Source organism: Pseudovibrio ascidiaceicola (genome assembly GCF_900114245.1).
GTDB classification, from domain to species: domain Bacteria; phylum Pseudomonadota; class Alphaproteobacteria; order Rhizobiales; family Stappiaceae; genus Pseudovibrio; species Pseudovibrio ascidiaceicola.
Genome location: NZ_FOSK01000008.1, coordinates 49,175 through 74,852 on the forward strand (window position 1 = coordinate 49,175; position 25,678 = coordinate 74,852).

26 protein-coding genes are annotated in these 25,678 nt (G+C 52.0%); 17 read left to right on the forward strand and 9 right to left on the reverse strand.

Going from position 1 to position 25,678, the window contains the following annotated elements; genetic code table 11:
- Window positions 1-124: 124 nt before the first annotated feature.
- From BM231_RS15680 to rpoZ, 4 genes are all read right to left on the reverse strand, one after another.
- Window positions 125-712: a DUF2062 domain-containing protein gene (locus BM231_RS15680; protein ID WP_093520830.1), complete on the reverse strand. Its 588-nt coding sequence runs from the start codon at window positions 710-712 to the stop codon at window positions 125-127.
- A 24-nt stretch (window positions 713-736) separates the two neighbouring features.
- On the reverse strand, window positions 737-1,330 hold the full coding sequence (locus BM231_RS15685; protein WP_063311630.1) for a type I phosphoribosyltransferase: 594 nt from the start codon (window positions 1,328-1,330) through the stop codon (window positions 737-739).
- Between the two features lie 24 nt (window positions 1,331-1,354).
- Window positions 1,355-3,592 carry a RelA/SpoT family protein gene (locus tag BM231_RS15690; RefSeq protein ID WP_093520832.1) on the reverse strand — a complete coding sequence of 746 codons (2,238 nt, stop codon included), beginning with the start codon at window positions 3,590-3,592 and terminating at the stop codon, window positions 1,355-1,357.
- A gap of 95 nt (window positions 3,593-3,687) precedes the next feature.
- Window positions 3,688-4,083: a DNA-directed RNA polymerase subunit omega gene (gene rpoZ / locus BM231_RS15695; RefSeq protein ID WP_057464283.1), complete on the reverse strand. Its 396-nt coding sequence runs from the start codon at window positions 4,081-4,083 to the stop codon at window positions 3,688-3,690.
- Between the two features lie 823 nt (window positions 4,084-4,906).
- Here rpoZ and BM231_RS15705 point away from each other — a divergent pair.
- On the forward strand, window positions 4,907-5,491 hold the full coding sequence (locus BM231_RS15705; RefSeq protein WP_057464284.1) for a LabA-like NYN domain-containing protein: 585 nt from the start codon (window positions 4,907-4,909) through the stop codon (window positions 5,489-5,491).
- Window positions 5,478-6,149, forward strand: a complete 672-nt coding sequence (locus BM231_RS15710; RefSeq protein ID WP_208860419.1) for a uracil-DNA glycosylase — start codon at window positions 5,478-5,480, stop codon at window positions 6,147-6,149. Before BM231_RS15705 ends, BM231_RS15710 begins: the two co-directional genes overlap by 14 nt.
- 16 nt (window positions 6,150-6,165) lie before the next feature.
- Here the strand turns inward: BM231_RS15710 and BM231_RS15715 are convergent, their stop codons facing one another.
- The 5 genes from BM231_RS15715 to hemB form a co-directional block, all read right to left on the reverse strand.
- Complete coding sequence (locus tag BM231_RS15715; protein ID WP_093520834.1) at window positions 6,166-6,912, reverse strand: arginyltransferase; 747 nt, start codon at window positions 6,910-6,912, stop codon at window positions 6,166-6,168.
- Between the two features lie 38 nt (window positions 6,913-6,950).
- Window positions 6,951-8,783 (reverse strand): SLC13 family permease, encoded by a 1,833-nt coding sequence (locus BM231_RS15720; RefSeq protein ID WP_093520836.1) that lies wholly within the window; start codon window positions 8,781-8,783, stop codon window positions 6,951-6,953.
- An 83-nt stretch (window positions 8,784-8,866) separates the two neighbouring features.
- Entirely contained in the window at window positions 8,867-9,355 is a 489-nt protein-coding gene (locus BM231_RS15725) for an RDD family protein (protein ID WP_208860420.1), read from the reverse strand.
- A 220-nt stretch (window positions 9,356-9,575) separates the two neighbouring features.
- The gene (locus BM231_RS15730) at window positions 9,576-10,817 is read right to left on the reverse strand and encodes a threonine ammonia-lyase (protein ID WP_093520840.1); all 1,242 of its coding nucleotides are present in this window, start codon (window positions 10,815-10,817) and stop codon (window positions 9,576-9,578) included.
- A gap of 34 nt (window positions 10,818-10,851) precedes the next feature.
- On the reverse strand, window positions 10,852-11,880 hold the full coding sequence (gene hemB, locus BM231_RS15735; protein ID WP_093520842.1) for a porphobilinogen synthase: 1,029 nt from the start codon (window positions 11,878-11,880) through the stop codon (window positions 10,852-10,854).
- 467 nt (window positions 11,881-12,347) lie between these two features.
- On the opposite strand from hemB, the gene BM231_RS15740 reads away from it, so the two are divergent.
- The 15 genes from BM231_RS15740 (at window position 12,348) to BM231_RS15810 (ending at window position 25,651) form a co-directional block, all read left to right on the forward strand.
- Window positions 12,348-13,487, forward strand: coding sequence for an isobutyryl-CoA dehydrogenase (locus BM231_RS15740; protein WP_093520844.1), 1,140 nt, complete (start codon window positions 12,348-12,350; stop codon window positions 13,485-13,487).
- Between the two features lie 161 nt (window positions 13,488-13,648).
- Window positions 13,649-14,698: an enoyl-CoA hydratase/isomerase family protein gene (locus BM231_RS15745; RefSeq protein ID WP_244527183.1), complete on the forward strand. Its 1,050-nt coding sequence runs from the start codon at window positions 13,649-13,651 to the stop codon at window positions 14,696-14,698.
- A 58-nt stretch (window positions 14,699-14,756) separates the two neighbouring features.
- Complete coding sequence (locus BM231_RS15750) at window positions 14,757-15,167, forward strand: DUF6163 family protein (protein ID WP_057464290.1); 411 nt, start codon at window positions 14,757-14,759, stop codon at window positions 15,165-15,167.
- Between the two features lie 115 nt (window positions 15,168-15,282).
- Entirely contained in the window at window positions 15,283-16,227 is a 945-nt protein-coding gene (mmsB, locus tag BM231_RS15755; protein ID WP_244527184.1) for a 3-hydroxyisobutyrate dehydrogenase, read from the forward strand.
- A gap of 155 nt (window positions 16,228-16,382) precedes the next feature.
- Complete coding sequence (gene ldtR / locus BM231_RS15760; RefSeq protein ID WP_057464291.1) at window positions 16,383-16,895, forward strand: transcriptional regulator LdtR; 513 nt, start codon at window positions 16,383-16,385, stop codon at window positions 16,893-16,895.
- Between the two features lie 505 nt (window positions 16,896-17,400).
- The gene (locus BM231_RS15765; RefSeq protein ID WP_093520848.1) at window positions 17,401-18,753 is read left to right on the forward strand and encodes a L,D-transpeptidase family protein; all 1,353 of its coding nucleotides are present in this window, start codon (window positions 17,401-17,403) and stop codon (window positions 18,751-18,753) included.
- 158 nt (window positions 18,754-18,911) lie between these two features.
- Window positions 18,912-19,097 (forward strand): DUF6898 family protein, encoded by a 186-nt coding sequence (locus tag BM231_RS15770; protein ID WP_063307729.1) that lies wholly within the window; start codon window positions 18,912-18,914, stop codon window positions 19,095-19,097.
- Window positions 19,098-19,280: 183 nt separating this feature from the next.
- Entirely contained in the window at window positions 19,281-20,594 is a 1,314-nt protein-coding gene (gene glyA, locus BM231_RS15775; protein WP_063297549.1) for a serine hydroxymethyltransferase, read from the forward strand.
- Window positions 20,595-20,662: 68 nt separating this feature from the next.
- Window positions 20,663-21,148 carry a transcriptional regulator NrdR gene (gene nrdR / locus BM231_RS15780; protein WP_057464295.1) on the forward strand — a complete coding sequence of 162 codons (486 nt, stop codon included), beginning with the start codon at window positions 20,663-20,665 and terminating at the stop codon, window positions 21,146-21,148.
- Between the two features lie 94 nt (window positions 21,149-21,242).
- A complete protein-coding gene (gene ribD / locus BM231_RS15785) occupies window positions 21,243-22,388 on the forward strand; it encodes a bifunctional diaminohydroxyphosphoribosylaminopyrimidine deaminase/5-amino-6-(5-phosphoribosylamino)uracil reductase RibD (protein WP_093520850.1) in 1,146 nt (381 codons plus the stop codon).
- Window positions 22,389-23,012, forward strand: a complete 624-nt coding sequence (locus BM231_RS15790; RefSeq protein WP_093520852.1) for a riboflavin synthase — start codon at window positions 22,389-22,391, stop codon at window positions 23,010-23,012.
- Window positions 23,013-23,168: 156 nt separating this feature from the next.
- Window positions 23,169-23,618 carry a 6,7-dimethyl-8-ribityllumazine synthase gene (gene ribH, locus BM231_RS15795; protein ID WP_057464297.1) on the forward strand — a complete coding sequence of 150 codons (450 nt, stop codon included), beginning with the start codon at window positions 23,169-23,171 and terminating at the stop codon, window positions 23,616-23,618.
- Between the two features lie 8 nt (window positions 23,619-23,626).
- Entirely contained in the window at window positions 23,627-24,118 is a 492-nt protein-coding gene (gene nusB / locus BM231_RS15800) for a transcription antitermination factor NusB (RefSeq protein WP_057464298.1), read from the forward strand.
- 3 nt (window positions 24,119-24,121) lie between these two features.
- A complete protein-coding gene (gene thiL / locus BM231_RS15805) occupies window positions 24,122-25,141 on the forward strand; it encodes a thiamine-phosphate kinase (RefSeq protein WP_093520854.1) in 1,020 nt (339 codons plus the stop codon).
- Window positions 25,142-25,189: 48 nt separating this feature from the next.
- Entirely contained in the window at window positions 25,190-25,651 is a 462-nt protein-coding gene (locus tag BM231_RS15810; protein WP_093520856.1) for an NUDIX hydrolase, read from the forward strand.
- Window positions 25,652-25,678 lie beyond the last annotated feature (27 nt).

Consider the following 25,678-nt stretch of genomic DNA (forward strand, 5'->3'; position numbering starts at 1 on the left):
ATTGGCGCGTGAGCGTGAAACTCACAAGCCTTCAGAGTAAGTTGTTCAGGTGCGATGCATTTTGAAGAAATGACTTTCGCTTCTTGCGTATCTGCTCATTGTGCAGCTGCCGATTTGGCAGTCCTTACTTTTTTTCCTGAGCAGGTTTTTTACTTTTCGCTGCCAGCTTTCTTTTCAGGCGAAAACGGTGTGCTCTGGCTTTTTGATAGGTGGAGACTGAGCCTAGAACAACAAAATAGAAGAAGACACCTGCGGCCAGTCCAAGTGGGATTGAGCCAATCAGCATTGGTTTGAGGATTGGCCAGATTGAATCCAGAGACTGGGATAGCATGGAGTGGTCCAGCTTGCCGCCCAGATCCGGAAGAGGTTTGTCTTCCAGATCCATAATATACAGGCCAACCTTATAGGTGCTGGCCCAGATAAACGGGAAGGTGAGTGGGTTGCCCACTGCTGTGCCCAAAGCTGCGGCGAGCATGTTGCCGCGCAGAATATAGGCCAGGACAAAGCTGAGAATAAAATGGAAGCCGATGAATGGTGTGAAAGAAGCTGCGGCGCCTGCGGCAAAGCCTGCTGCAATCTTTCTTGGGCTGGCTGAAAGCCGCAAAACCCGTTTTGTTAAGTACCTGAAAGAGCGAGACCAACTGTGGCGCGGCCAGACAGCCACGCGGATACGTTCTATTCTTGTTGGTTTATCCCGCCGTTTAAAAATCATTTCGGTTCAAGTACTTTGCTCATTTCAATCGCGCCAGTTAAACGGCTCGACCGGGGTTGTTTCTATAGCCGGTATCTCAGCGAGTTCTTTTGGTACATTCTCGGCTGCATACACCGGCAGTTTTAAAGGAGCAAGAGATATTAGCGGTACTCCTAAGTCCGTATCGTCAAGACTCCTGTCGATAAAACAACCAATACCTACGGTGTTAATGCTCAGTGACTGCAGCGCATCAATTGTGGAAAGACATAGGTGACCTGTTCCTACAACATCCTGAACTATAAATACATTTGACTTTGGAGGGATGGTCGCAGGACCGGTCGTGAGATAGCCGCCTTCGCGACGTAACCACAGGGCACTCTTCTGCATGATTCTTGCAGTTTGAAGCCCAACGATCAACCCGCCTAAGCTGGGGGCAACGAAATGGGAGAAGTTGAGGAGCTGGTTGGCGGCGATTTTCTTCACCAGTTCGGAGGCGAGGGTTTCGACCTTATCCGGGTACTCCAGCAGCTTTTGTCGTTGCAGGTAAGCTGAGCCGTGCCAGCCTGAAGGAAGGATGAAGTGGCCTTCCTTCAGAGCTTTTGTTTCTCTGAAAACGTCCAGGACTGCGTTGGGGCCCATGGGTTTTCCTCTTTTTATCAGCGGCTAGCCGTTCACCCTTTGCGCTTCTGAGACATTGGGTTTGGCACGCAGCTGGTTCAGGATCAGATTCAGGTGCTTCAAATCCCATACCTCAAGATCAATTAGCATCTCGTGAAAATCGGAGGCTTTGCGGATCATTTTGATATTATCAATGTTACCGCGATGGTCGCCGATGACCTTGGTGATTGCTGCTAGCGAGCCAGGTTCGTTGACGGCGAAGACGCTGATCTGCGCAGGGAAACGCTCCGGTGCATTGGGGTCGATGTCCCAGCGCACGTCAAGCCAACGCTCTGGTTGATCGTCGAATTCTTTCAGGTCCGGTGATTGGATCGGGTAAATGGTGATGCCAACGCCCGGTGTCAAAATGCCGACAATACGGTCACCCGGAACTGCGCCTCCACTTGGGGCAAAGCGTACAGGGAGTGAGCCGGACACGCTGGTGCGGATCGGTAGAGAGCCGTTCTTTGAAGTCTCCTGAGACCCTTCCGGAATCTTGAACTTGACCGAGCTGCCTTTGTCCAGGTCGAACCAGCCTTCTGAGGCTGAGCCTGCTGCGGGCGGTGCGCTTGGGTTGCGGTCAGCTGTTTGTGCTGGTGCGTAATCTGGATAAGCAACTTCCAGAATTGCGCTTGCCTGTACATCTCCGCGCCCCACAGCGACGAGCAAGTCGAGCGTGGTTTCCATGTTGAACTTCTTGATGTGCGCTTCAAGAGCGGCTTCGTCGAAGTCTTTGCCTGCATGGGAGAAGGCGCGTTCGAGGATGTGTTTGCCAAGTCCGCCATATTGCTGGCGTGCGGAGGCTTTGGTTGCCTTGCGAATTGCAGAGCGTGCCTTGCCTGTGACAGCAATGTTCTCCCAGGCTGGAGGAGGGGTCTGCGCTTGTGAGCGGACGACGTCAACTTCATCGCCGTTGGTCAGCTCAGTGACCAGAGAGGAGATACGCCCGTTGATTTTACAGCCCACGCAGGTGTTGCCGATGTCTGTGTGGACGGCATAGGCGAAATCAATGGGGGTTGCTCCGCGTGGCAATGCGATCAGGCGGCCTTTTGGTGTGAAGCAGAAGACCTGATCGTGGAAGAGCTCAAGCTTGGTGTGTTCAAGGAATTCTTCCGGGGACTCCCCTTGTGCCAACAGGTCAATGGTGCCGCGCAACCAGCCATAGGCGCGGGATTCAGCTGTCATGGACTGAATGTTGCGGCCACCGGTAACTCCGTCTTTGTAGAGCGCGTGTGCCGCGATGCCGTTTTCAGCGATGCGGTGCATGGCCTGGGTGCGGATCTGCAGCTCTACACGCTGACGTTTTGGCCCAACCACGGTCGTGTGTATGGAGCGATAGTCGTTCTGTTTTGGAGTAGATATATAATCTTTGAACCGGCCCGGTACGCATGGCCATGCTGTGTGGATGACACCAAGGACGCGGTAGCAATCTTCCGGGGTTGGCACGATTGCACGGAAACCGTAGATATCTGAGAGCTGTTCGAAGCCGAGAGATTTTTCTTCCATCTTGCGGAAGATGGAGTAGGCGCGTTTTTCGCGGCCGCTGATCTTGGCTGTGATGCCTTGTTCGGCAAGGCGTTGCGTCAGGTCCTCTTCAATGTCCGTGATCAGGCTCTCGTTCTTGCCATGCAGGGTCGCGAGACGCTCACGAATTGTATCGCGGGCATCCGGGTAGAGTGTCTCGAAAGAGATGTCTTCCAGCTCATCGCGAATGTCCTGCATACCCATGCGGCCTGCGAGAGGTGCATAGATTTCCATGGTCTCTTCAGCGATACGGAGCCGTTTGTCCTCGCGCATGTGGTGAAGTGTGCGCATGTTGTGCAGGCGATCGGCCAGCTTCACGAGGAGGACGCGCACATCGTCCGCAATCGCCAGCAGGAGCTTGCGGAAGTTCTCGGCCTGTTTCGCTTTTCTGGAAACCAGATCCAGACGCTGGATCTTTGTAAGTCCCTCTACGAGCTTGCCGATCTCTTCGCCAAACATGCGATCAATTTCCGCACGTGTGGCATCGGTGTCCTCAATGGTGTCGTGAAGCAGGGCGACAGCAATGGTTGCGTCGTCAAGCTTCAGATCCGTGAGGATTGCAGCAACTTCAAGAGGGTGGGAAATATAAGGATCCCCAGAGGCGCGGGTCTGGGTACCATGCTTTTGCATGGCGTAAACATATGCCTTGTTGAGCAGTGCTTCATCCGCATTGGGATTGTAGCTGGTTACTTTCTCAACAAGTTCGTATTGACGCATCATTTTCGGGCGGCCGCTTCACTTTAAAAATAAGCTAGGGCCGGACCTGAAAATGCGAGGCGCCGGCCCGGCCGACGCCGACATCTTGCAGAGGGCGATTAGTAGTCGTCGGAACGTTCCGGCGGTACCAAGCCTTCAAGCCCCTTGAGCAGATCTTCTTCAGTAATGCTGTCAAATTCAACTTCTGAATCATCAACGGCATTGATCTGAAGCTGCTGTGGGTCACTTGGAACCATTGGAGCTGTTTCAGCTTCTGGTTCATCAACTTCAACGAACTTCTGTAGTGAGTGGATGAGATCTTCTTTAAGATCTTCAGGGCTCACAGTTTCTTCAGCAATTTCGCGAAGTGCGCAGACCGGATTTTTATCATTGTCGCGGTCGATTGTAAGTGGAGAGCCACTTGAAATCATCCGGGCGCGATGGCTGGCAAGTAGAACCAGCTCGAACCGGTTTTCAACCTTGTCGACGCAATCTTCGACGGTCACACGTGCCATTCGATCACTCCATAATATCTGGGAATTCAGAGGCCACTCATAGAATGCTTCTTGTTGCAAGGCAAGGGCCGTTTCTGCATTTTTTGTGCAACTCCTTTACATCTTATTATGAGAGGAGCTTTTTTCCATCTTTCTGCTGCTTAAGATTAGGCCATAGAAAAATTGGGGCTTTAGGTCTATCGCGCATGATTTTAGTTTAAATACTATTGTGAAGAGATGTTTTAGTGTGCAGTGCTGTGCCGGATTAGTTTTTTATTACTACTTCTTCTGGGGGAATGAATTTTCAAATCTGCAACTCCTGAATGCTATTCAAGATCTGAATTGTACACTGGAATTGGAATAGATGAAAAAAAATAACATAAGAGATTAACCCATTTTCGGGCCTGGATATTCTTGGGATACCCAAGATCCGAAAAAACAAGGAAACCTTGTTTCTATTGGAACCTTTAGTATCTATATCCGGTGGTTTGTTTCTAAGCTCACTTGGATCTATAATATAAACTGGGAATATTTGGTGGGTTCCTGTTAATTTATGCAAGATGACATCTGTAAATTTCATTCATCTTGTTTTAGTTTCTGGCCGGTGAATCGAACCGCATTGGTCCAATATTAACTAGGCCAATGCAATATATATGCTGAGGGGCAAGGTTTTATGTTTGTCCGTAACGAATGCGTATTCGATTTAACGTAGAGTGCAACCGGGTCAATTAGAATGGCATACATTCTAGGCATGTCACGACAGCAAACAGGCATGCCCAGAAAGTGATTGCTTATAACAAGTTACTGACTTACGCGTCTGTGCAGCGGAAAGGCTAAAAATAATATGTTTGATCCCCGCGAAAAGATTGCTTTATTCATTGATGGAGCGAACCTTTATTCGACGGCGAAAGCTATTGGCTTCGATATCGATTACAAGCGTCTCTTGAAAGAATTCCAATCAAAGGGCTACCTGCTACGCGCTTACTATTACACAGCGTTGGTGGAAGAGCAGGAGTATTCCTCCATTCGACCTCTGATCGATTGGCTGGACTACAATGGCTACAAAGTTGTTACCAAACCTGTAAAGGAATTCGTGGATTCTGCAGGACGTCGCAAAATTAAGGGCAATATGGACATCGAGCTGGCTGTAGACGCCATGCAGCTGATTGACCATGTTGACCATATTGTACTGTTCTCTGGTGATGGTGACTTCCGTTCTCTGGTTGAGGCGCTGCAGCGTCGTGGCCGTAAAGTTTCTGTTGTTTCTACACTTCAGACGCAGCCTCCAATGATTGCTGATGACCTGCGCCGTCAGGCTGATCACTTCATTGAATTGTCTACGCTGATGCAGCGTGTTGGACGTGACCCAAGTGAGCGTCCACCTCGTGTTGAAGAAGAGGATGATGAGATCGGAGATGACGACTACTAAGGTTCGTCACGGTATCGAAAGTTTGCAGAAGCCGGGGAGAGAGTGTGCACTCTGTTCCCGGCTTGTTGCGTATAGGGAGGAGCTGCGTGCGCTTCACCCTGACTGGCACAACGCGCCGGTGCTGGATTTTGGTCCAGTTGATGCCTCTCTTATTGTTGTTGGGTTGGCGCCTGGGCATAAAGGGGGGAACCGTACAGGTATTCCATTCTTTGGTGATTTTTCAGGTGAGATGCTGAATGGTGCGCTAACGGCGAGTGGTTTTGCTGTCTACAAGAATGAGGTGGAGCCTGAACTCGGGATCGAACCGATTGATGTGCGCATTACCAATGTGGTGAAATGTATGCCGCCGAAGAATGCGCCTAAGCCTGCTGAGATCCGGATGTGTCGCGAATTCTTTCTGGATTCTCTGTTGGTTAGTGATGCGACGAGGGCTGTTGTCGCTGTTGGGCGAACTGCGCATGAAGAGCTGCTCAAAGCCTTTGAGCTGAGGCTTCGTGACTATCCTTTTGCGCATGCTAGCGAAATTCAACTTACGCCTTCTCTCAGAATGTTTTCCAGCTTCCATTGTTCGCAGTACAACGTAAACACGCGGCGTATAACTGCTGAAGAGTTTACGTCGGTATTTCTGCGCGTTCGGGACTATCTGAAATCTCTTTAGATTTGAGAGGGGGATATCATTTCTGCTTTTCCCAGCCTTGTGCACCAAGGTGCTCTTGTGGCTTGAAGCGTTCTTTGTAAGCCATCTTTGGGGATCCCTGAACCCAATATCCCAAATATACGTAGGGCAGGCCAAGGTGCTGTGCGCGGGCAATGTGTTCTAGGATCATGTAGGTCCCGAGGCTTCGCGTGGTCTCGTTGTGGTCGAAGAACGAGTAGACCATGGACAGGCCATCGCAAAGGCGGTCGGTTAGTGCAACGCCAATCAGCGGTCCTTCGCCTTCTCCGGATATGAAGGAGTTCGGGCCTCTGCGTCGATATTCAATGAGGGCTGTCTCTACGTGTGTATCTTCCACCATCATGGAATAGTCGGTGGGGGACATCTCTGTCATGCCGCCGTTGGTGTGGCGGGCATTTAAGTATTCATGGAACAGATCGTATTGCTCTGTTGACGGGCCGGGTGGCAGTTCTGTTCCAATCAGATCCTGATTGTCTTTCCAGACACGCTTCAAAGACTTGGTCCATTGAAACTCTTGTGCGCAGACACGGATTGAAACGCAGGCGCGGCAGTCTTCGCAGGCTGGGCGATAGGCGATGTTTTGCGAGCGGCGGAAGCCGCCTTGTGTGAGGACGTCATTGAGCGCAGGGGCATTGGGCCCGACAAGATGCGTGAAGACTTTGCGTTCTTTACGATCTGGCAGGTAGGGGCAATCCGTAGGGGCAGTCAGATAAAACTGCGGGTTATCATAGGCTTGCCGTGTCACCTAGGGCGTCCCTTTCTCTTATTTATCCTCTTTTCGCCTTACAGATTATAATAGTAAGGAGCGACAATTGAGAAGGTCAACCATATGATTATGGCGAGAGGTGTGCCGGCGAAGAGAAAATCTGAGAAACGATAGTGTCCCGGACCCATTACGATGAGGTTTGTCTGATAGCCGATTGGTGTTGCAAATGAACAGTTTGCTGCAAAAATCAGGCAGACGATAAAGGGTTCTACGGGCACGCCTGTCCTGTGTGCCATCTCGATTGCAATGGGTGTAAAGAGCACCGCTGTTGCGTTGTTGCTGAGTAAGTTGGTTAAAACAGCTACAACGGCAAAGAGAAGTGAGAGGACGAAGGCCGGAGATCTGCCATCGGCAATGTTGAGCAATGTCTGTGCAATGGCATTGTCGCCACCAGTTGCTTCCAAAGCGAGCGAGGCGGCTATGGAGGCGCCGATCAGCATGAATATTCGGCTGTCGATTGTACGCAATGTCTGGCGGATGTTGAGGCAGCCGCACATGATCATGGCAAGGGTTGCTGCGATTGATGCCACCATAATTGGCACAACACCGGACACCGCAACTGTGATCATGGCGACGAAGATTGCCAGTGCACGGCGGGCATATTGTCGTTGTGGCAATTCGGTTGCGGACCAGTCCATGAGCAGAACATCGCGATTTCCGCGCAGACGGTTGATTTCTTCGCGGTTGCCAGCAATCAGCAAAACATCTCCGGATTCCATACGGATATCGGTCATCGGCATACGTGGCATGCGACTGCGGCGCTGCAATCCGGTGACAACACAGCCCGTGTCGGCGTGGAAACTTGTCATGGAGAGCGTGCGGCCAATCAGGCGAGAACCGGGGGCAATGACTGCTTCTGCAAGAGTGAGTGTGCCAGACGGAGAAGCGTGTTCTGCTTCACTGGTTGGGCTCTCGTTTGCATCTGCCGGCAGGAGGGGGTGGCGTTGGCTGATGGCGCGGGTGAGGGTGTCGCGGGTGGCGGCAACGATTACTGTATCACCCGGCTGCAGCTGAACGTCTTCAAAGGGAGGCAGGAGCGGGCGTTCACCGCGCTGGATCAGGCGAACCGTCATTTCCTTAAGCGCTGGGAACATGCCAGCGACAGCCTTTTCGCCCACCAAAGGATGGCCGTAAACGATTGGAATTTGCGCGATAAACTGGCGTCCATCCTTGCCGGTGAACTCCTCTGCCATGGTTTGGCGAGGTTTGAGCAGGCGCGGCAAAATCACCAGAACATAAACGGCACCGACGGCAGCCAGAATGGAGCCGAATGCGGTGAAGGTGAAGAAGTTGATGCGGACTTCGCCGGTTGCGTTGGCAACGTTGGCCACGAGCAGGTTGGTGGAGGAGCCGATCATCGTTGTCATGCCGCCCAGGATCGTAATGAACGAGAGAGGCATAAGGAAACGGGAGGAAGAGGTGTTATGTGCAGCGGCGACTGTGGTCAGAATTGGCAGCGTGATGACAACAACGGGTGTGTTGTTCAAAAATGCGCTGACAATGCCGACAGTAATCAGTAAAGGGCCAGTTGCCAGCCAGCGGCGCTGTTTTGATATGCGCAAAATTGCCTGAGCTGGCTTGTCGAGCGCGTCTGTCTGGAAGAGACCTTGGCCGACAATCAGCAAACAGATCACCGTGATCAGGGCCTGATTGGAAAAGCCGGAGAGAAAATCCTCCGGCCTGATTGGCGTTCCATTTAATGTTTGCGGGAAAGCCATGAACAGCAGCATGAGGGCTACAATGGAGCCCAGTGCTACGATCTCGATCGCAACGCGTTCCAGCGCATACAGGACGATCGTGAATCCGATGATCACAAAGGTCAGGATCATCGGTATGTTCAGGTTCTCCATGCGCGTCCCCGCTCGTGCTACACTTTCACACGTTATTAGAGGGTCCTGGCAGGTTCGTCACTGCACGTTGCATCATTGGTTTGTTATCGATGCAGACTATCCACCGGGGAATTCATAATAACGGCACCAAGCACGATATCATGGAGCAGGCGCTTTTGGTCACTAAACAATGAGACTATGAGGACAAAAGGGCTGAGTATTGTTACTGAGAAATAAAAGAGCAGGACGTGGATTGCTGCATAGAGCGGATACGGACGGCCACCATTGCTGAGGCGCATTTCCAAGCCAAACGCACGCATGCCCGGTGTTGCCGAGTTAAACCCGCCCAGTGAAAACGCAGTGTAGGCAAGGGCAACAAGTGGCCAGATTGCAGGAAATAACAGCCATGCAAGACCGAGTGTCAGGATGCCGAGAAAGCCGACGACGAAGTAAGCGATGGCAGAGAGAACGGTGATCGCGATAATATCGATGACGCACGCAAAGATCCGCTTTTTCCGCACGCCGTCAAACAGCTGCGGATTAAGATAGGGATCATAATAGATGTTCGGGTGCGCGCTCACTTGTTGGCTCATTTCTGCCTCTGTCAGGTTCAACTGTGCCGGGGCATTCCCCAGCGTCTCTCAGTAGAATTGGGTGTGCTATTTTCAAGTTTCAAGCGGGGGTAGCAAACTATTTTTGTAGAATCCGGCAAAGAGAGGATAATTTTGCGCGGCTTGTCATGCGAGCGTCTGCGCGAACGCGATGTTCGGCGCAGATGCTGATTTCAATTGCAGTTAGCGAGTGGGGATATCCCTAGAATCGCATCTCGCCGGAAGATAGGTGGGAGACGTGGATATCTCCGGCTTCCAGTGCGGCGATAATTTCCTTCGCATGCTGGTTGTCGCGGGTCTCAATGGCCACGTCCAGCGTTGCGCCTTTTACGGAAACGTCGAGGAAGAGGCGATGATGTGACACTTCCAGAATGTTGCCGCCCAACTGACCGATCGTTGTCGAGATTTCGCCAAGGATGCCTGGGCGATCCGGGATGTTACAGCGGATATGTATAATGTTGCCAAGACGCACCAGCTGGCGCAGGGCGATGGATGCCAGCAGACGTGGATTGATGTTGCCTCCGCAGAGGACAAGTCCAACTTTTTTGCCTTTAAATCGCTCTGGGTGGGCGCACATGGCGGCAAGGCCAGCAGCACCAGCACCTTCAGCCACAGTTTTCAGGCGGGTGAGGAATATATTGATGGCTTCCTCGATCTGGCTTTCGCTGACAAGTAGAATGTCATCGACATATTGCTTAGCCAGTTGTTGGGTATACGTGCCGGGTACTTTAACCGCGATGCCTTCTGCCAGAGAATTGCCGCCACATTCCATTGGCTGGTTGCGCAGAGCGGCATACATGGACGGGTAGAGCTCACTCTCCACGCCGATGATCTCGATATCCGGCTTGATCGCTTTGGCTGCAACTGCGATGCCAGAGATCATGCCGCCGCCGCCAACTGGTACGATCAGTGTGTTCAGATCTGGCTGGTCCTTCAGCATCTCAAGAGCGATTGTGCCTTGTCCTGCGATGACTTCCAGATCATCAAACGGGTGCACCCAGATATAGCCGTGTTCTTCAGAAAGGCGGTCGGCTTCTTTCTTGGCGTCGTCGACAGTTTCACCGGCGAGGACGACTTTTGCGCCATAGGCTTTGGTTGCTTCAACTTTCACATAAGGCGTGCCGTTGGGCATGACGATGAGTGCAGGGATGCCAAGACGCTGTGCATGAAGAGCCACAGCTTGCGCGTGGTTGCCGGCGGACATGGCAATCACGCCGCGGCTCTTTTCTTCTTCTGTCAGGTGCAGCAGCTTGTTCAGGGCGCCGCGCTCTTTGAAAGCGTTGGTGGCCTGCATGTTTTCATATTTGACGAAAACAGTGGCGCCAGTGATGGCATCCAGTTGAGCTGCGGGCAGGAGCGGTGTTGATATCACCGCGCCCTTGATGTTGTTTGCAGCCTCTTCAATCTTTGAAAGGGTGAGAAGAGGTGAGGCCACCTTTGGCATGTTTTGTTCTCGCAGGTGTCTTGTTTTACGGGCTTTATTTGCCGTTTAGCTTTTTCGCAAGTTCAGGTGCAAAGTAGGTTAAGACACCATCTGCACCGGCACGCTTAAATGCCATCAGGCTTTCCAGCATGGCCTTGTCCTTGTCCATCCAGCCGTTTTGCGCTGCCGCGCAGATCATGGAGTATTCGCCGGAGACCTGATAGGCGTAGGTTGGTGCAAGGAAGGCGTCTTTGATGCGGCGGAGAATATCAAGGTAAGGCATTCCCGGCTTCACCATGATCATGTCTGCACCTTCATCCAGATCCAGCTCAGCTTCTTTCAGCGCTTCATCTGTGTTGGCCGGGTCCATCTGGTAGGTGCGTTTGTCACCCTTCAGGTTAGAGTTGGAGCCAACAGCGTCGCGGAACGGACCATAGAAGGCAGAGGCGTACTTTGCAGAGTAAGCCATGATCTGCAGGTTTTCGAAGTTGTTGTTGTCCAGTGCATAGCGGATTGCACCGATGCGGCCATCCATCATGTCAGAAGGGGCGATGATGTCGGAGCCAGCTTCTGCTTGAATAAGCGCCTGACGACACAGCTGATCTACGGTTTCGTCATTGATGATCTTGTCGCCTGCCATCAGGCCGTCGTGGCCGTGAGAGGTGTAAGGATCCAGCGCAACGTCTGTCATCAGGCCTACGGGGAAGCCTTCTGCCTTGATGGCTTGCAGTGCGCGGCAGGTCAGGTTGCTGTCGTTCAGCGCTTCGGTGCCCATTTCATCGCGCAAGTCAGGGTCAGTGTTTGGAAACAGTGCCATAACCGGAATGCCAAGTTCTGCGGCCTGCTCAGCGGCGCGCACTGCCATATCGACAGAATAGCGCTCAACGCCTGGCATGGACGTGACTGGTTCGGTTTTCTTTTCGCCATCAATCAGGAAGATTGGCCAGATCAGGTCGTCCGTGGTGATTGTGTTTTCGCGGATCAGACGACGGGACCAATCGCTGTGACGATTGCGACGCATTCGGCGGCCGTTCAAAATCTGGTTCATGTCTATGGAAGAATGCGATTCATTGGCAAACGGCATGGTAACTCACCTGAATGACTGGTTGTGTGGCGTCTTTAGCTCTGAGAGCGGCGGCTTACTCAAAACTACTAGGGCATTTGATGTCAGATAGCACGGTGTGTTTGCTTGATAAAACTCAAATTCTTTTTGTGTTCCAGAGGTTCTTTAGAATCGCAGGAAGGATTTCGCTTTCTGGGCAATTAAACGGTGGACGACAGACTTATCCTCTTAGTTGATTGGACGCATGAGGGGAGTAAGTGGGGAATCACTTACGGATTGCAGCGTTGCGCGATTTGTTGCGTTGGTTTGAGCGTTTTGCGTTTTTAGAACGTTGCTGTGTACGAGGCGCTGTTTTGACTGAGCAATTGGTCTTATCTTGGTCTTTCCGAGAATTGACGCAGTTTTGGTGCGGGTCTACCGATTGACGCAATTACATTAATATTGGGGCTGGTGGTTGTGGGAGGCTGCTTGCCGGGAGGACGGATTCCATGGAATTTGAACTGAACGAAGATCAACGTGCCTTCGTGGATATGGCAGCCGGATTTGCGGAGGAGGAGATGGCGCCTTTTGCAGCAGAGTGGGATGCAAAATCTCATTTCCCGCTGGATGTGCTTCGCAAAGCTGCTGCGCTGGGTCTGGGCGGGCTATATGTGCGTGAAGATGTGGGTGGCTCGCAGTTGGGGCGTCTTGATGGGGCGCTGATCTTTGAAGAGCTCTCCAAAGGATGTGTTTCCACCTCTGCGTTTTTGTCTATCCATAATATGGCTGCTGGTATGGTGGACCGGTTTGGATCTGATGAGGTTCGGCAGAGATTTCTCCCTGATCTTTGCAGCATGGAGAAAGTGGCGAGTTATTGCCTGACTGAGCCGGGGGCCGGGTCTGATGCTGCGTCACTGCGCACAAAGGCTGTGCGGGATGGTGATCATTATGTGATCAACGGCTCAAAATCCTTCATCTCTGGCGGCGGTGTTTCTGATGTCTACGTGTGTATGGTGCGCACGGGGGAGGATGGGCCGAAGGGGATATCGTGCATCGTTGTTGAGAAGGATGCGCCGGGTCTGTCCTTTGGGGCCAATGAGCATAAGCTTGGATGGTGCAGCCAGCCGACGGCGCAGGTGATCTTTGAAGATTGTCGTGTGCCAGTTGAGAACCTGGTTGGCGAAGAAGGGCAGGGATTTTCTATCGCCATGGCCGGGCTTGATGGGGGGCGTCTGAATATTGGTGCCTGCTCGCTTGGTGGGGCGCAGTTCTGTCTGGACCGGGCTTTGCAATACATGGATGAGCGTAAGCAGTTTGGGCGTTCGCTGGCTCAGTTTCAGGCGCTGCAGTTCAAGGTTGCGGATATGGCGACTGAGCTGGAAGCGGCGCGTTTGTTGTTGCACAAAGCGGCGGCTCTGCTGGATCGGAAAGATCCTCAAGCGACCAAGATGGCAGCGATGGCGAAGCGCCTTGCAACGGATACGGGCTTCAAGGTGGTCAATGAAGCGCTGCAGATCCATGGTGGTTACGGTTATCTGAAGGATTATCCGTTGGAGCGTCATTTGCGCGACTTGCGGGTGCACCAGATTCTGGAAGGGACCAACGAGATCATGCGCGTCATCGTGGCGCGTGAACTGATGAAAGCTTGAGTTGCTGAAGCGGTTCTTCTTAGGATGGGCTGAGTGAGCTGCTTTAGCTTTTGTGTTGCGTATCTTTACCCGAAAGCCAATGTCCTGCTTTCGGAAATACGCCAGATAATTTTAGCAAAATGAATAGGTACGCTGTGCAACAGGAATATGCGGGGGAAGTCTTGTCCGAAACTACTGATGTTCTCTTTGAAGAGAAGGGCCATGCCGGTCTTATCATTCTCAATCGCTCCAAGGCGCTGAATGCGCTGACACATGAGATGTGCGTTGCTATGCACCGGCAGCTGGAGCGCTGGTTGATTGATGATGCAGTTCATCATGTTGTCATCAAGAGTAACAGTGAAAAAGCCTTCTGCGCGGGTGGGGATATTCGTCAGGTTGCCGAAAACGGTCCTGAGAAAATTGATGTGAGCCTGCCGTTCTTTGCAGATGAGTATCGTCTCAACACCTACATGGAAAGTTACGCTAAGCCTTTGATCGCACTGCTCGATGGCATTGTGATGGGTGGTGGTGTCGGCATCTCGGTTCACGGTGCGTATCGTGTGGGCAGTGAGAAGACAATGTTTGCCATGCCTGAGACGGCGATTGGCTTTTTCCCGGATGTGGGCGGTAGTCATTTCCTGCCGAAGATGCCCCAGAACACGGGCATGTACTGCGCGATGACCGGGGAGCGTTTGAGGCAGGCGGATTGTTACTGGACAGGCATCCTGACCCATGCAGTGAAATCTGAGGATATGGCAGCGCTGGAAGAGGCGCTGTGTGAGGCGCAGGACGTAGAGCCTGTGCTGGCGCGCTATGCGTTTGATCCGGGTCCTGCGCCGCTGCATGCCAAAGCGGATGTGGTGGATGAATGTTTTGGCGCTGAAAGCACGCTGGAAGTTGTGGACCGTCTGCGCAAGCTGTTGGGCTCTGAGCATGATGATTTTGCGGTTGCTGCTCTGGAAACGATTGGCAAGCGTTCACCGCTCAGCATGGAAGTTGCTTTTCAACAGGTGCGGCGTGGAGTGGGGCTTTCCATGGCTGAGTGTATGGTCATGGAGCATCGGATTGTTTCACAGATTCTGCTGGGCAAGGATTTCTATGAGGGTGTACGAGCTGTGATTATCGATAAGGATCATGCACCTAAATGGCAGCATTCAAGCCTTGCTGAAATAAAAACAGTTGATGTTGAGGCCCATTTTATGTCACCGAAGGGGGGTGACCTCGTATTTTAACGGGGCAAGGGGTTTATTGTCTGCGAATGGGGCAGATGTGTAAGGTGGAGCTTAAGGTATGCCTGGCGTTTTTGTAGAGCTGATGAAGAGGGTTCCCTCCTTTCAGTTTTTGCTGCATGCGTATGTCAGGCTGCTTGCCGTCTTCATGCTTTTTGCAGGCCTGAGCTACTGGGGCGCTATACTTGGTGTGCGCCTGATCGATGGTGCTCCGTTTGAGAGTGTCGGCGTACAAGTGCAGTCTACCATTATCTTTTTCGCTATTCTCGATCTGGTGACTGCCATCGGTCTGTGGCTGCTTTCCAGCTGGGGAACAGTGATGTGGTTGTTCCGCTCGCTGGCTCAGGTGGTGATGTATTCCGTGTTTCCCATGGTCTTTGGTCGTAGCCCGACTGAGGTCGTATTCTACATCAGTGCAATCGCCCTTTATCTCGTTCTGCTTTACCTTGCAGAGCGAGAGGAGCGGGCCTGATCGACCAAAGTTCAGTTTGGTCTGTAACTCATTGAAATTTACTGTTTTACAAACTGCCGTTCACGTCAAATTGATCTGAGCGAACCCTAGGTGTTCAGCTTGGGGCAAGTTCTAAATGTTCAAAATCCTGACGGACGGCGATTTTCGGGAGGATGCAATGGGAGAAACTGTTCTTCGCGTTGCTTTTATTGGTCTTGGCAATATGGGCGGCCCTATGGCTGCAAATCTTGTCAAAGCCGGACATGAAGTCGTCGGTGTAGATCTTTCTGAAGAGGCGCGTGCTGCGTTTCAGGCTGTAGGTGGGCAAGTTGCTTCGTCAGCAGTTGAAGCGGTTCGCGACGTTCAGGCTGTTGTTACCATGCTGCCAGCAGGGAAGCATGTTCGTGCCGTGTATACGGGCGAAGATGGAATTCTTGCGCATGCACCAAAGGGCACGCTGTTTATCGATAGCTCGACTATTGATGTGGACAGCAGCCGCGATGTTGCAAAAGCAGCAAGCGAAGCTGGCATGGGTATGGTCGATGCTCCGGTTTCCGGTGGTATTGTGGGTGCTGCGAACGGCACATTGACCTTTATGGTTGGTGGGCCTGATTCTGCATTTGAACGGGCTAAGCCGCTCCTGGATATTATGGGAGCCTCGATTGTTCATGCCGGTGATGCTGGCGCTGGGCAGGCAGCAAAGATCTGTAACAACATGTTGCTTGGTATTTCGATGATTGGTACCTGCGAGGCGTTTGTTTTGGCTGAGAAGTTGGGTCTGGACCCACAGAAGCTTTACGACATCTCCTCCAAGTCCTCCGGTCAGTGTTGGTCTTTGACCTCCTACTGCCCGATTCCCGGACCGGTTCCGACGTCGCCAGCCAACAATGAATATAAGCCCGGCTTTGCAGCGCCAATGATGCTGAAAGACTTGCTACTGGCGGAAGAGGCAGCAGATTCGAGCGGAGCTAACACACCAATGGGTGAGAAGGCGGCTCGGCTTTATGAGGAATACTGTAACAATGGCGGGGAAAACGTCGACTTCTCCGGCATCATCCACTTGCTTCGGAAGTCAGGGTAAACAGAGGGTTAACGGAAAGGTCTACACGCTTGCTAGTGATTAAGAAATAATTCATCGTGTCTCTTAAGCGGTTCTTAGAAGCGGTCGCGTAAATTTGCTTCAAGTGCTGATAAAAATACGAACGCACGAAAAATATGGACATGAGGCGCAACCAGATGATCAATACAAACAGGGCCGTTGAGGTCTTGGCGCAAGAAGAAGAAACGGTAGGGCTGAAGCCTGCATACCTCGAGGCACTGACGCTCATCGAGCGTTTGCATCGTCGTCTTCTTGACGTCATTAAAGATGAGTTTGACCGGATGGGTCGTTCTGATGTGAACAGCGTTCAGGCGCTGCTTCTCTTCAACATCGGCGACGCCGAGCTGACTGCAGGCGAGCTTCGTACTCGCGGTTATTATCTTGGTTCCAACGTTTCTTATAATCTGAAGAAACTCGTTGAAACCGGATACATCAATCACGAACGTTCCCAGATGGATCGCCGCTCTGTGCGTGTGAGCCTGACGGAAAAAGGACGCGAGATTGCTCAGATTGTTGATGACCTATACAGTCGTCATATTCTTTCTGTTGAGCAGGTTGGTGAGCTCTCAACCGAGAACTTTGAAGAGCTGAACCGGTCCCTGCGTCGTCTGGAACGCTTCTGGACAGATCAAATCCTTTATCGTCTGTAATTTTCGGCGATATCAGGGCTTTCGAAAAAACACCGCTTCCTTGCACCGGAAGCGGTGTTTTTGCGTTTTCAGGAGGGTGGTTTGGGGTGCTGCGTTTGCCGGGGGTGTGTGGATGGCGGATCAGCTCCGGATAAGGCCTCTGTGAGTAAGTTGGGCTGATTGTTGCTTTCTTGCACTAGGTGCAAACCAACACTCGCTGCGTGACCACCTTTTTCCCACTTAGGGTAATTAGCCATTAAACGGTCACATTGAGTGGGGAATACACGCGCTCACTTTTCGGGCTGAAAAAGTGCTGTTGGCTTTGGAAATTTAGAAACTGTCAACTCTGATTTGTTCAGGGGAACGATCACTTTCTTTAATTCACCAACAGATGTTCCTCCCCGATTTTTGGCTGAAGTCTTGCGAGTTTGCTAAGATAATGCCATGTAGATTTGCCATGTTAAGTCTCTGTTTACCAAGTTACATGGAATCTTACAGAATGACTGATTGCTAGGAGAACTATTTCGTGTTGGCACCTCTTTTAAACCGCAGCAAGTTTGCTCTGGCTCTCGTTGTGAGTACGGGCCTTTCTGCAGGTATGATGTCTGCACAGGCACAGGCACAGGTGAAGGTTCCAGACCTGCTTTCCTACAGCGGCAACATTCAGCAGGCCGTCAGTCAGCCAGCGTCGGTTGTTCCTACTCAGCCTATCGTTGGTCAGGGCACGGAATGGGAAGACACCTTTGATGAAGGCGTTTCATCTCTGGAACAGATCGACTTTGTTGCGCCGATTATCTCCAAGCAGACCACCCAATACATGATCGATGCGATTCTCGATTACGAGCGTATCGCTCTCAACGGCGGTTGGCCTGAGGTTTCCACTAAGAAAGTTTTGCGCATTGGTATGCGCGCACCAGCGATTGCAGCTTTGCGACAGCGCCTGATTGTTTCAGGTGACATGGCGCAGCAGGCGGGTGTCTCTGAGGTTTTTGACAGTTACGTTGATTCAGCTGTTCGCCGCTTTCAGTTGCGCCATGGCCTGACACCGGATGGTGTTGTGGGTCGGGCAACTGTGATTGCGATGAATGTTCCTGTTGAAGTGCGCTTGCAGCAGCTGCGTACTAATCTGGAGCGTGTTTCTGCTTTGGCTGAAAACGTGACTGACACCTATGTAAACGTGAACATTCCGGCGGCTCGTATTGAGGTTGTTGAGAATGGCCGCGTTCGTTCCCGTCACACTGCTGTTGTTGGTAAGCAGGATCGGCAGTCTCCGATCCTCAGCTCTGCGATCTATGAAGTGAACTTCAACCCGTACTGGACTGTTCCTGTCAGCATTATCCGGAAAGATCTGATTCCGAAAATGCAAAAGGATCCACAGTATCTGGCGAAGAACAACATCCATATCTATGACTGGTATGGCAAAGAAAAGCAGTGGCAGGAGATTGACTGGAATACGGATGAGGCGACCCAGTATCGCTTTACGCAGGACCCGGGTGAAGGCAACTCCATGGGCAGCATCCGTATCAACTTCAACAACACGCATCAGGTTTACCTGCATGACACGCCAGAGCAGTCTTTGTTCGGCGAAGGTTATCGTTTCCATTCTTCCGGCTGTGTGCGTGTGCAGAACGTTCGTGAGCTGGTGACGTGGTTGCTAGGCTCAACAACACCAGACTGGACACGCAGCCGTGTGGATGCCGCCATCAACTCTGGTGAGCGTACAGATGTGAAGATGAAGAGCCGTGTGCCGCTGCATATGTCTTATGTCACAGCCTGGGCGCTGAGCGACGGTATGGTTCATTTCCGTGATGATATCTACGATAAGGATGGGCTTTACGCAGCGAGCGCTGATCCTATGGCGCAGGCGTCTGCTCAGTAAGGTTTGCCGAGAGTTTCAAGTTTGAAGGGCCGTCTCTGTCTGGTGCAGAGCGGCCCTTTTCTTTTGGGGATGTGGCAGCGGGCATGCCTGTGCTGCGCCGTATTACCTGCTAAAACGGCAGACAACTTACGAATCTGAGAAGCAAGGTGAGGGGCCATATGTCGAAGTTAGGGCAGGTCTATTTTGAAACGCGACTGGTTGGGAACGCTGTTCGCATGACTGCAATTTGTGCTCAGAGCGGTGTGGAAGTGTTCGTTGTGGGACCTCGTAATGCGAGCGAGTCGCATCTGAAACAGCTGGCGCTTCGTAAGCTGGAACGTAAATTGCAACCTCAAGATGCGTAATTCATAAATTTTGGGTGATGGCAGCAATAGTATTGCGCAATTCCTATGAACAACGCTTGGTTCGTTACCCCCTATATGTTAATGGGCTAGGACCCGAAGCTACAACTTGTCGGGATGGGAATGCGAAACGATATTGGGACGTTTCGTCAGTTTGTTGCTCCAACCTTGTCATGAGGTCCACCTATGTCCGTATCGGATAATCCAATTACGACGCCGCTCTACCCAGAGTTTTTTACAGGTAGCCTGGCTTCTGGTGACCCAGAGCTTCTCGAGGCAATCAATAAAGAACTTACTCGTCAGCAGAACGAGATTGAGCTTATCGCTTCGGAAAATATTGTATCTCGCGCTGTGCTTGAGGCGCAGGGTTCCGTCCTGACCAACAAATATGCCGAGGGTTATCCTGGCCGCCGTTACTACGGTGGTTGTGAATACGTCGATATCGTTGAGCGTCTTGCAATCGACCGCGTGAAAGAGCTGTTCGGCTGTGATTTTGCTAACGTGCAGGCGAATTCCGGCTCTCAGGCAAACCAGTCTGTTCTGCTTGCCTTGGCGAAACCAGGCGACACCCTGCTCGGCATGAGCCTTGATGCTGGCGGTCACCTGACACACGGCGCACGCCCGAACTTGTCCGGCAAGTGGTTCAACGCTGTTCAGTACGGCCTGAACACCGACACTGGCCACATCAACATGGATGAGGTGCGTGAGCTTGCTAAAGAACACCAGCCAAAGATCATCATCGCTGGTGGTTCTGCTTATTCTCGTGAGATCGATTTTGCTGCGTTCCGCGCAATCGCTGACGAAGTAGGCGCTTACCTTTGGGTCGACATGGCTCACTTTGCTGGTCTTGTTGCTGGTGGTCAGCATCCAAGCCCGTTCCCGCATGCGCATGTTGCAACATCCACCACCCATAAGACCCTGCGCGGTCCTCGTGGTGGTCTGGTTGTTACCAACGACGCTGACATTGCGAAGAAGATCAACTCCGCGATCTTCCCAGGTCTGCAGGGTGGTCCTTTGATGCATGTGATCGCTGGTAAGGCTGTTGCCTTCGGTGAAGCGTTGCGTCCTGAGTTCAAAACCTACGCGAAAGACGTTGTCGAAAACGCACAGGTTCTGGCTGCGACACTGGTTGAAGGTGGTCTGGATATCGTTTCTGGCGGTACTGACACTCACCTGATGCTTGTTGACCTGCGTCCAATGGAACTGACCGGCAAAAACGCAGAGATTTCTCTGGGCCGTGCGAACATCACCTGTAACAAGAACGGTGTTCCGCTTGATCCTCAGAAACCGACGATCACCTCCGGTATCCGCCTTGGTACACCTGCTGGTACATCCCGCGGGTTTGGTAAGGAAGAATTCCGTGAAATCGGTAAGCTGATTACCGAGGTTCTGGAAGGTCTGCGCAAAGCAAATTCCGTTGACGACAACGAAGCTGTGGAAGCACGGGTCAAAGAGAAGGTACTGGCCCTTACTGCCCGGTTCCCAATCTACAAAAACTAATTTAAACGAGAAGAACCGCCGGACATCCTTCGGCGGTTCTTTAGTGTTTAAGTAAGGAGGCAGGCGAGATGCGTTGTCCATATTGCGGGGGTGATGACACCCAGGTGAAGGATTCGCGCCCAACCGAGGATAATACAGCTATCCGTCGGCGCAGGGTCTGCCAGACTTGTGGTGGTCGTTTTACCACCTTTGAGCGTGTTCAGCTGCGCGAGCTGACCGTTATCAAGCGTAATGGGCGCCGGGTTCCTTTTGATCGCGAAAAGCTGATGCGCTCTGTTCTGATCGCAACCCGCAAACGTCCCGTTGAGCCTGAGCGTATAGAGCGTATGGTGAGCGGTCTTGTCCGGCAGCTGGAAAGCTCCGGTGAAAGTGATGTTGTTGCGGAAGATATTGGTCATTTGGTCATGGAAGGGCTGAAAACCCTTGACGATGTGGCTTATGTGCGGTTCGCTTCTGTTTATAAGAATTTCCGCGAGGCCAAAGACTTCGAGGCTCTGCTGGATGAGCTTTCCGATGCGGATGTTGATCCGCTGATGATGCCGCCACGGACTTAATCTCTGGCTTTTTGCAGTGTTGTGTTGCGTATTTTATTCGAAGATCGGGCTTTTCTTTTAGGGAATACGTTGTAGTGCTGGCAGGGGGATAGCTTTGTCTGGTCACAAAGCATTAGATGCAAACGAACGAGTTGAGCACGAACGCTTTATGGCGGCCGCGCTCAGCTATGGCATTCGTGCAAAGGGCCGGACGTGGCCCAACCCTCCGGTTGGAGCAATCCTGACAAAAGATTTTGGTGATGGTCCTGTGATTGTGGGGCAGGGTGCAACTCTGCCTCCCGGTGGCTCTCACGCTGAAGTGCTGGCCATCAAAGATGCCGGTGAGCACGCACAGGGGGCAACAGCCTATGTGACGCTTGAGCCATGTGCTCATTATGGCCGCACCGGTCCGTGTGCGCGGGCGCTTGTGGCTGCTGGCGTGAAGCGTGTTGTTTATGGCACCGCTGATCCTAATCCTGCCGTTGCTGGGCGCGGCAAAAAGATCCTTGAAGAGGGCGGTGTTGAAGTCCTTATCGGTATTTTGGAAAAGGAGTGCCGACAGGCTGTTCGCGGCCATATCTCCCGTATTCTTAATGAGCGTCCTTTTGTTCAGCTCAAAATGGCTGTGTCGAAAGATGGCTATATTGGCAAGCGTGGAGCCGGGCAGGTGGCGATTTCCAGCCCGTTGTCTCGTCAGCTTGTGCATGCGATGCGAGCGCAGATGGATGCCATTGTTGTGGGCATCGGCACGGTTTTGGAAGACGACCCTGAGCTTTCCGTCCGCTTGCCGGGCATGGCGCATCGCTCACCGCAGCCGGTGGTGTTTGATAGTCAGGCCCGCATTCCGCTTTCCTCCAAACTGGTGCAAAACGCAGAGATCAATTCCCTGTGGGTCGTGATTGGTGAACATGCGCCAGATCATCGCGTCAGTGCGCTTGAGCGGGAAGGTGTGACAGTTATCGTCAATGACTGCCTCAGAAATGGCAAGGTATGTCTTGATAAGGCTCTGGATGCGCTTTACATGCATGGTCTCTCCCAGATTATGGTTGAGGGCGGCGCAGAGCTTGCGCACGGCCTGCTTCAGCAAGATCTGGTGGATGAGCTTTTGATTTTCCAGGGAGCCAGCCTGATTGGTTCTGATGGTATTCAGCCTTTCGGATTTGAAGGGCTGGAGAGTTTGCAAGACGGTTATAACAAGCAGATGCTGCGCCATGTGGGCGAAGATCTGTTGTGGCGGTATACGCCAAAAGAGAGGTTCTAGGTGTTTACGGGCATCGTTAGTGACGTTGGAACAATCCTTGAGCTGGAGCAGATTGCTGCAGGTCAGCGGACGAAAATTGGTACTGTTTACGATCCTGACGGGATCGATATTGGTGCTTCCATTGCCTGTTCCGGCGTTTGCCACACTGTTGTCGCGAAAGGTCGTGATGGCGAGCAGAACTGGTTTACCGTTGAATCGGCTGCCGAAACGCTGGCACTGACAACTGTTGCTGACTGGAAAGTGGGCAAGCGGGTTAATCTGGAGCGTTCCCTTTCCATGGGTGCTGAGCTGGGTGGTCACCTGGTTCTGGGCCATGTGGATGGCAAGGCGACCATTGTTGAGCGGACCGAACACCCTGAAAGCGTTTATCTGAAATTTGAGTGTGCACCTGAGTTTGCACGGTTCATCCCGAAGAAGGGATCCGTAGGGCTGGATGGCACCTCTTTGACGGTGAACGAGGCTGAAGGAAATACGTTTTCTGTCTTCCTTATTCCGCACACTCTTGACGTGACCACATGGTCCGACAGGGCGCAGGGGGATGAGGTAAACTTGGAAGTTGACATGATGGCACGGTACGTTGCGCGTCTTGCTGAGTTTCCAAGCCTTGCAGAAATCGCAAAATAGCCTTATAGCCGAAAACTTCCGCAGGAAATAACTGGACATTTCGCTTGGGGCGTGGTTCCTGAGCGCACATACGTGGGTACTGTCCGTACCCGTAGCCTTAACCCATCTTTGCTGATTGCTCAGTGAAAATATGAGGTTGGCATTAGGAGAAATTAAATGAGCGCCGTTCCGCACATTCTTGTTATTGAAGCACGGTTTTACGAAGATCTGGCTGATGCCCTTTATGAAGGTGCTTCAGATGTGCTGGACCGTGAAGGAGCGAAAATCTCTCGACTGGCTGTGCCAGGTGTGCTCGAAATTCCTGCTGCGCTTTCCATGGCGTTAACCGCAATGGAAAATGGCGACGCAGATTATGACGGTTTTGTATTGCTCGGTGTTGTAATTCGCGGTGAAACAACCCATTACGACATCGTTTCTAACGAGTCGGCTCGTGCGATCATGGATCTTTCTGTGGATGCAAACGTTGCAGTTGGTAACGGTATCCAGACAGTTGAGAATGATGATCAGGCATGGGCGCGCGCAAGCGTTTCTAAGAAGAACAAGGGCGGCGGTGCTGCTGAAGCTTGTCTTGCTATGATTGACGTGCGCGACCGGTTCGGTGTGTAAGGTTTAGGATGACAACGGAAAACAACAAGAAAAACGCCGAAGTGAAACCTGCGAATAAGCGTGGGGTTGCTCGACTAGCTGCGGTTCAGGCTGTGTATCAGATGGAGATCACTGGTGCGCGATTGAACGACGTGCTGAATGAGTATGAAGCTTACCGGCTTGGCCAGGAAGTGGATGGCGATCAGTACCGTGATGCGGATCCGGCATGGTTCCGTGATCTGGTGCAGGCGGTGTTTGAAGATCAGCTGCGGATTGACCCTCGCATTCACACAGCGCTTTCTGAAGATTGGCCGCTGAAGCGTATCGACACCACTTTGCGTGCGATCCTTCGTGTTGGTTGTGCTGAGTTTTTGCGTAAAAAAGACGTTCCGGCCCGCGTTATTATCAATGAATACATTGATGTGACGAAGTCCTTCTATGATGGAGATGAGGCGCGTCTGGTCAACGGTATCATGAACCGTCTGGCTCGCGAGCTGCGTCAGTCTGAATTTGAAGACTAAAAAATGAGCGAGAGAGCTGCCAGTTCCAGACCGGGAGAGTTCTCGCTTATAGAGCGCTATTTTGCGCCGCTCGCCACCAGCGCGGGTGCTGTGCATCTGCAAGATGATGCTGCTGTATTTGCCCCTGACACCGGATGTGATTTGGTTGTAACCAAAGACATGCTGATGGCAGGGGTTCATTTTTTTGAAAATGACCCTCCCTTTGAAGTCGCGCAAAAAGCGCTTGGTGTGAATCTTTCGGACCTGGCGGCAAAAGGGGCTGAGCCTAAGGGGTATTTGCTGGGCCTTGGGCTATCCAAAGACATCAGTGAAGAGTGGGTTGCAGAGTTTTGCCGCGGTTTGAAGCTGGTTCAGGATCAGTTCCAGATTGACCTTCTTGGCGGGGATACGATTTCCTGCCCGCAAGGACCGCTGCTTTCCATTACTGCGTTTGGTCAGGTGCCAACGGGGCAAGTGGTTCGGCGCAATGAGGCTGTTGCTGGTGCACTGCTCTATGTGACAGGCACCATTGGTGATGCTGCGCTTGGCTTGCAGTTACGTCTTAATGAAGAACTCGCAGATAAGCTTGAGCTCTCTGTTGAACAGCGTGATTTCCTCTTAAACCGTTATTTGCTGCCTCAGCCTCGTGTTGGTGCTGCTCAAGCGCTTCGTGATTATGCTGTTGCTGCGATGGATGTGTCTGACGGCTTGGTTGCTGATCTAGGCCACATGTGCCGGACGTCGCAATTACAGGCATCCGTGAAGCTGGAGACTGCTCCTCTGTCTGATGCTGCCTCTGCAATGATTGCAAAGGATGCTGCCTTCCTTGAAACAGCGATTACGGGAGGGGATGACTACGAGATTCTCGCTGCTGTGATGCCTGAGAACGCGGTGGCTTTTGAAGTGGCACTTCAGGTAGCTGGTTTGCGCTGTGTTCAGATTGGTGTTTTGGGTGCTGCTGATGTTTCCAAGAAAGAGATTGCTTTGAGCCTGAATGGTGAGACCTATGCGCTTCACGGGGCTGACGGGTTCAAGCATTTTTGACTGAGAGTTCAGCTCTTTTAGGGGCTTTGGTTGCTTTGAGTATTGAAGATGAGAGAACGTCTATCTGCCCGCCTTTTCGTATTTGATGAAGATGATCGTATCCTTCTGTTCCGCTATGATTGGACGCGCAGGGATCCCAAAGTTGCCACTCACTGGACTACACCGGGTGGCGCACTTGATGCGGGTGAAACATTTGAACAAGCAGCGCGACGAGAGCTTCTTGAGGAAGCTGGTGTTGAGGTAAAACTCGGAGAGGATGTTTTCCGTCGATCAGCACAGTTTCAGATGGGCTCTGGTGAATGGGTTGAGGCTCATGAACGTTATTACCTCATCCGCACGCAGTGTTTTGAGATTGCATCTGATCTTCTAGATCACCCAACGAGCAAAATAGCCAAAACCTATCGATGGTGGCCCCTTGATGAACTTCATCAAAGTGACGAAATCATCTATCCTGAACAGCTTGCAGAGGTTGTCACAGGACTTCTTTCTGGGTCAAAAGAGAAGATTTAGAAAACTAAATAATCGACAATAGCTGCC

Excerpts from the sequence above, each read along its gene's own strand:
- BM231_RS15680 (WP_093520830.1), bottom strand. The coding sequence starts at position 712 with ATGATTTTTAAACGGCGGGATAAACCAACAAGAATAGAACGTATCCGC.
- BM231_RS15685 (WP_063311630.1), bottom strand. The coding sequence starts at position 1,330 with ATGGGCCCCAACGCAGTCCTGGACGTTTTCAGAGAAACAAAAGCTCTG.
- BM231_RS15690 (WP_093520832.1), bottom strand. The coding sequence starts at position 3,592 with ATGATGCGTCAATACGAACTTGTTGAGAAAGTAACCAGCTACAATCCC.
- rpoZ (WP_057464283.1), bottom strand. The coding sequence starts at position 4,083 with ATGGCACGTGTGACCGTCGAAGATTGCGTCGACAAGGTTGAAAACCGG.
- BM231_RS15705 (WP_057464284.1), top strand. The coding sequence starts at position 4,907 with ATGTTTGATCCCCGCGAAAAGATTGCTTTATTCATTGATGGAGCGAAC.
- BM231_RS15710 (WP_208860419.1), top strand. The coding sequence starts at position 5,478 with ATGACGACTACTAAGGTTCGTCACGGTATCGAAAGTTTGCAGAAGCCG.
- BM231_RS15720 (WP_093520836.1), bottom strand. The coding sequence starts at position 8,783 with ATGGAGAACCTGAACATACCGATGATCCTGACCTTTGTGATCATCGGA.
- BM231_RS15725 (WP_208860420.1), bottom strand. The coding sequence starts at position 9,355 with ATGAGCCAACAAGTGAGCGCGCACCCGAACATCTATTATGATCCCTAT.
- BM231_RS15730 (WP_093520840.1), bottom strand. The coding sequence starts at position 10,817 with ATGCCAAAGGTGGCCTCACCTCTTCTCACCCTTTCAAAGATTGAAGAG.
- hemB (WP_093520842.1), bottom strand. The coding sequence starts at position 11,880 with ATGCCGTTTGCCAATGAATCGCATTCTTCCATAGACATGAACCAGATT.
- BM231_RS15740 (WP_093520844.1), top strand. The coding sequence starts at position 12,348 with ATGGAATTTGAACTGAACGAAGATCAACGTGCCTTCGTGGATATGGCA.
- BM231_RS15750 (WP_057464290.1), top strand. The coding sequence starts at position 14,757 with ATGCCTGGCGTTTTTGTAGAGCTGATGAAGAGGGTTCCCTCCTTTCAG.
- mmsB (WP_244527184.1), top strand. The coding sequence starts at position 15,283 with ATGTTCAAAATCCTGACGGACGGCGATTTTCGGGAGGATGCAATGGGA.
- ldtR (WP_057464291.1), top strand. The coding sequence starts at position 16,383 with ATGATCAATACAAACAGGGCCGTTGAGGTCTTGGCGCAAGAAGAAGAA.
- BM231_RS15770 (WP_063307729.1), top strand. The coding sequence starts at position 18,912 with ATGTCGAAGTTAGGGCAGGTCTATTTTGAAACGCGACTGGTTGGGAAC.
- glyA (WP_063297549.1), top strand. The coding sequence starts at position 19,281 with ATGTCCGTATCGGATAATCCAATTACGACGCCGCTCTACCCAGAGTTT.
- nrdR (WP_057464295.1), top strand. The coding sequence starts at position 20,663 with ATGCGTTGTCCATATTGCGGGGGTGATGACACCCAGGTGAAGGATTCG.
- ribH (WP_057464297.1), top strand. The coding sequence starts at position 23,169 with ATGAGCGCCGTTCCGCACATTCTTGTTATTGAAGCACGGTTTTACGAA.
- nusB (WP_057464298.1), top strand. The coding sequence starts at position 23,627 with ATGACAACGGAAAACAACAAGAAAAACGCCGAAGTGAAACCTGCGAAT.
- thiL (WP_093520854.1), top strand. The coding sequence starts at position 24,122 with ATGAGCGAGAGAGCTGCCAGTTCCAGACCGGGAGAGTTCTCGCTTATA.
- BM231_RS15810 (WP_093520856.1), top strand. The coding sequence starts at position 25,190 with ATGAGAGAACGTCTATCTGCCCGCCTTTTCGTATTTGATGAAGATGAT.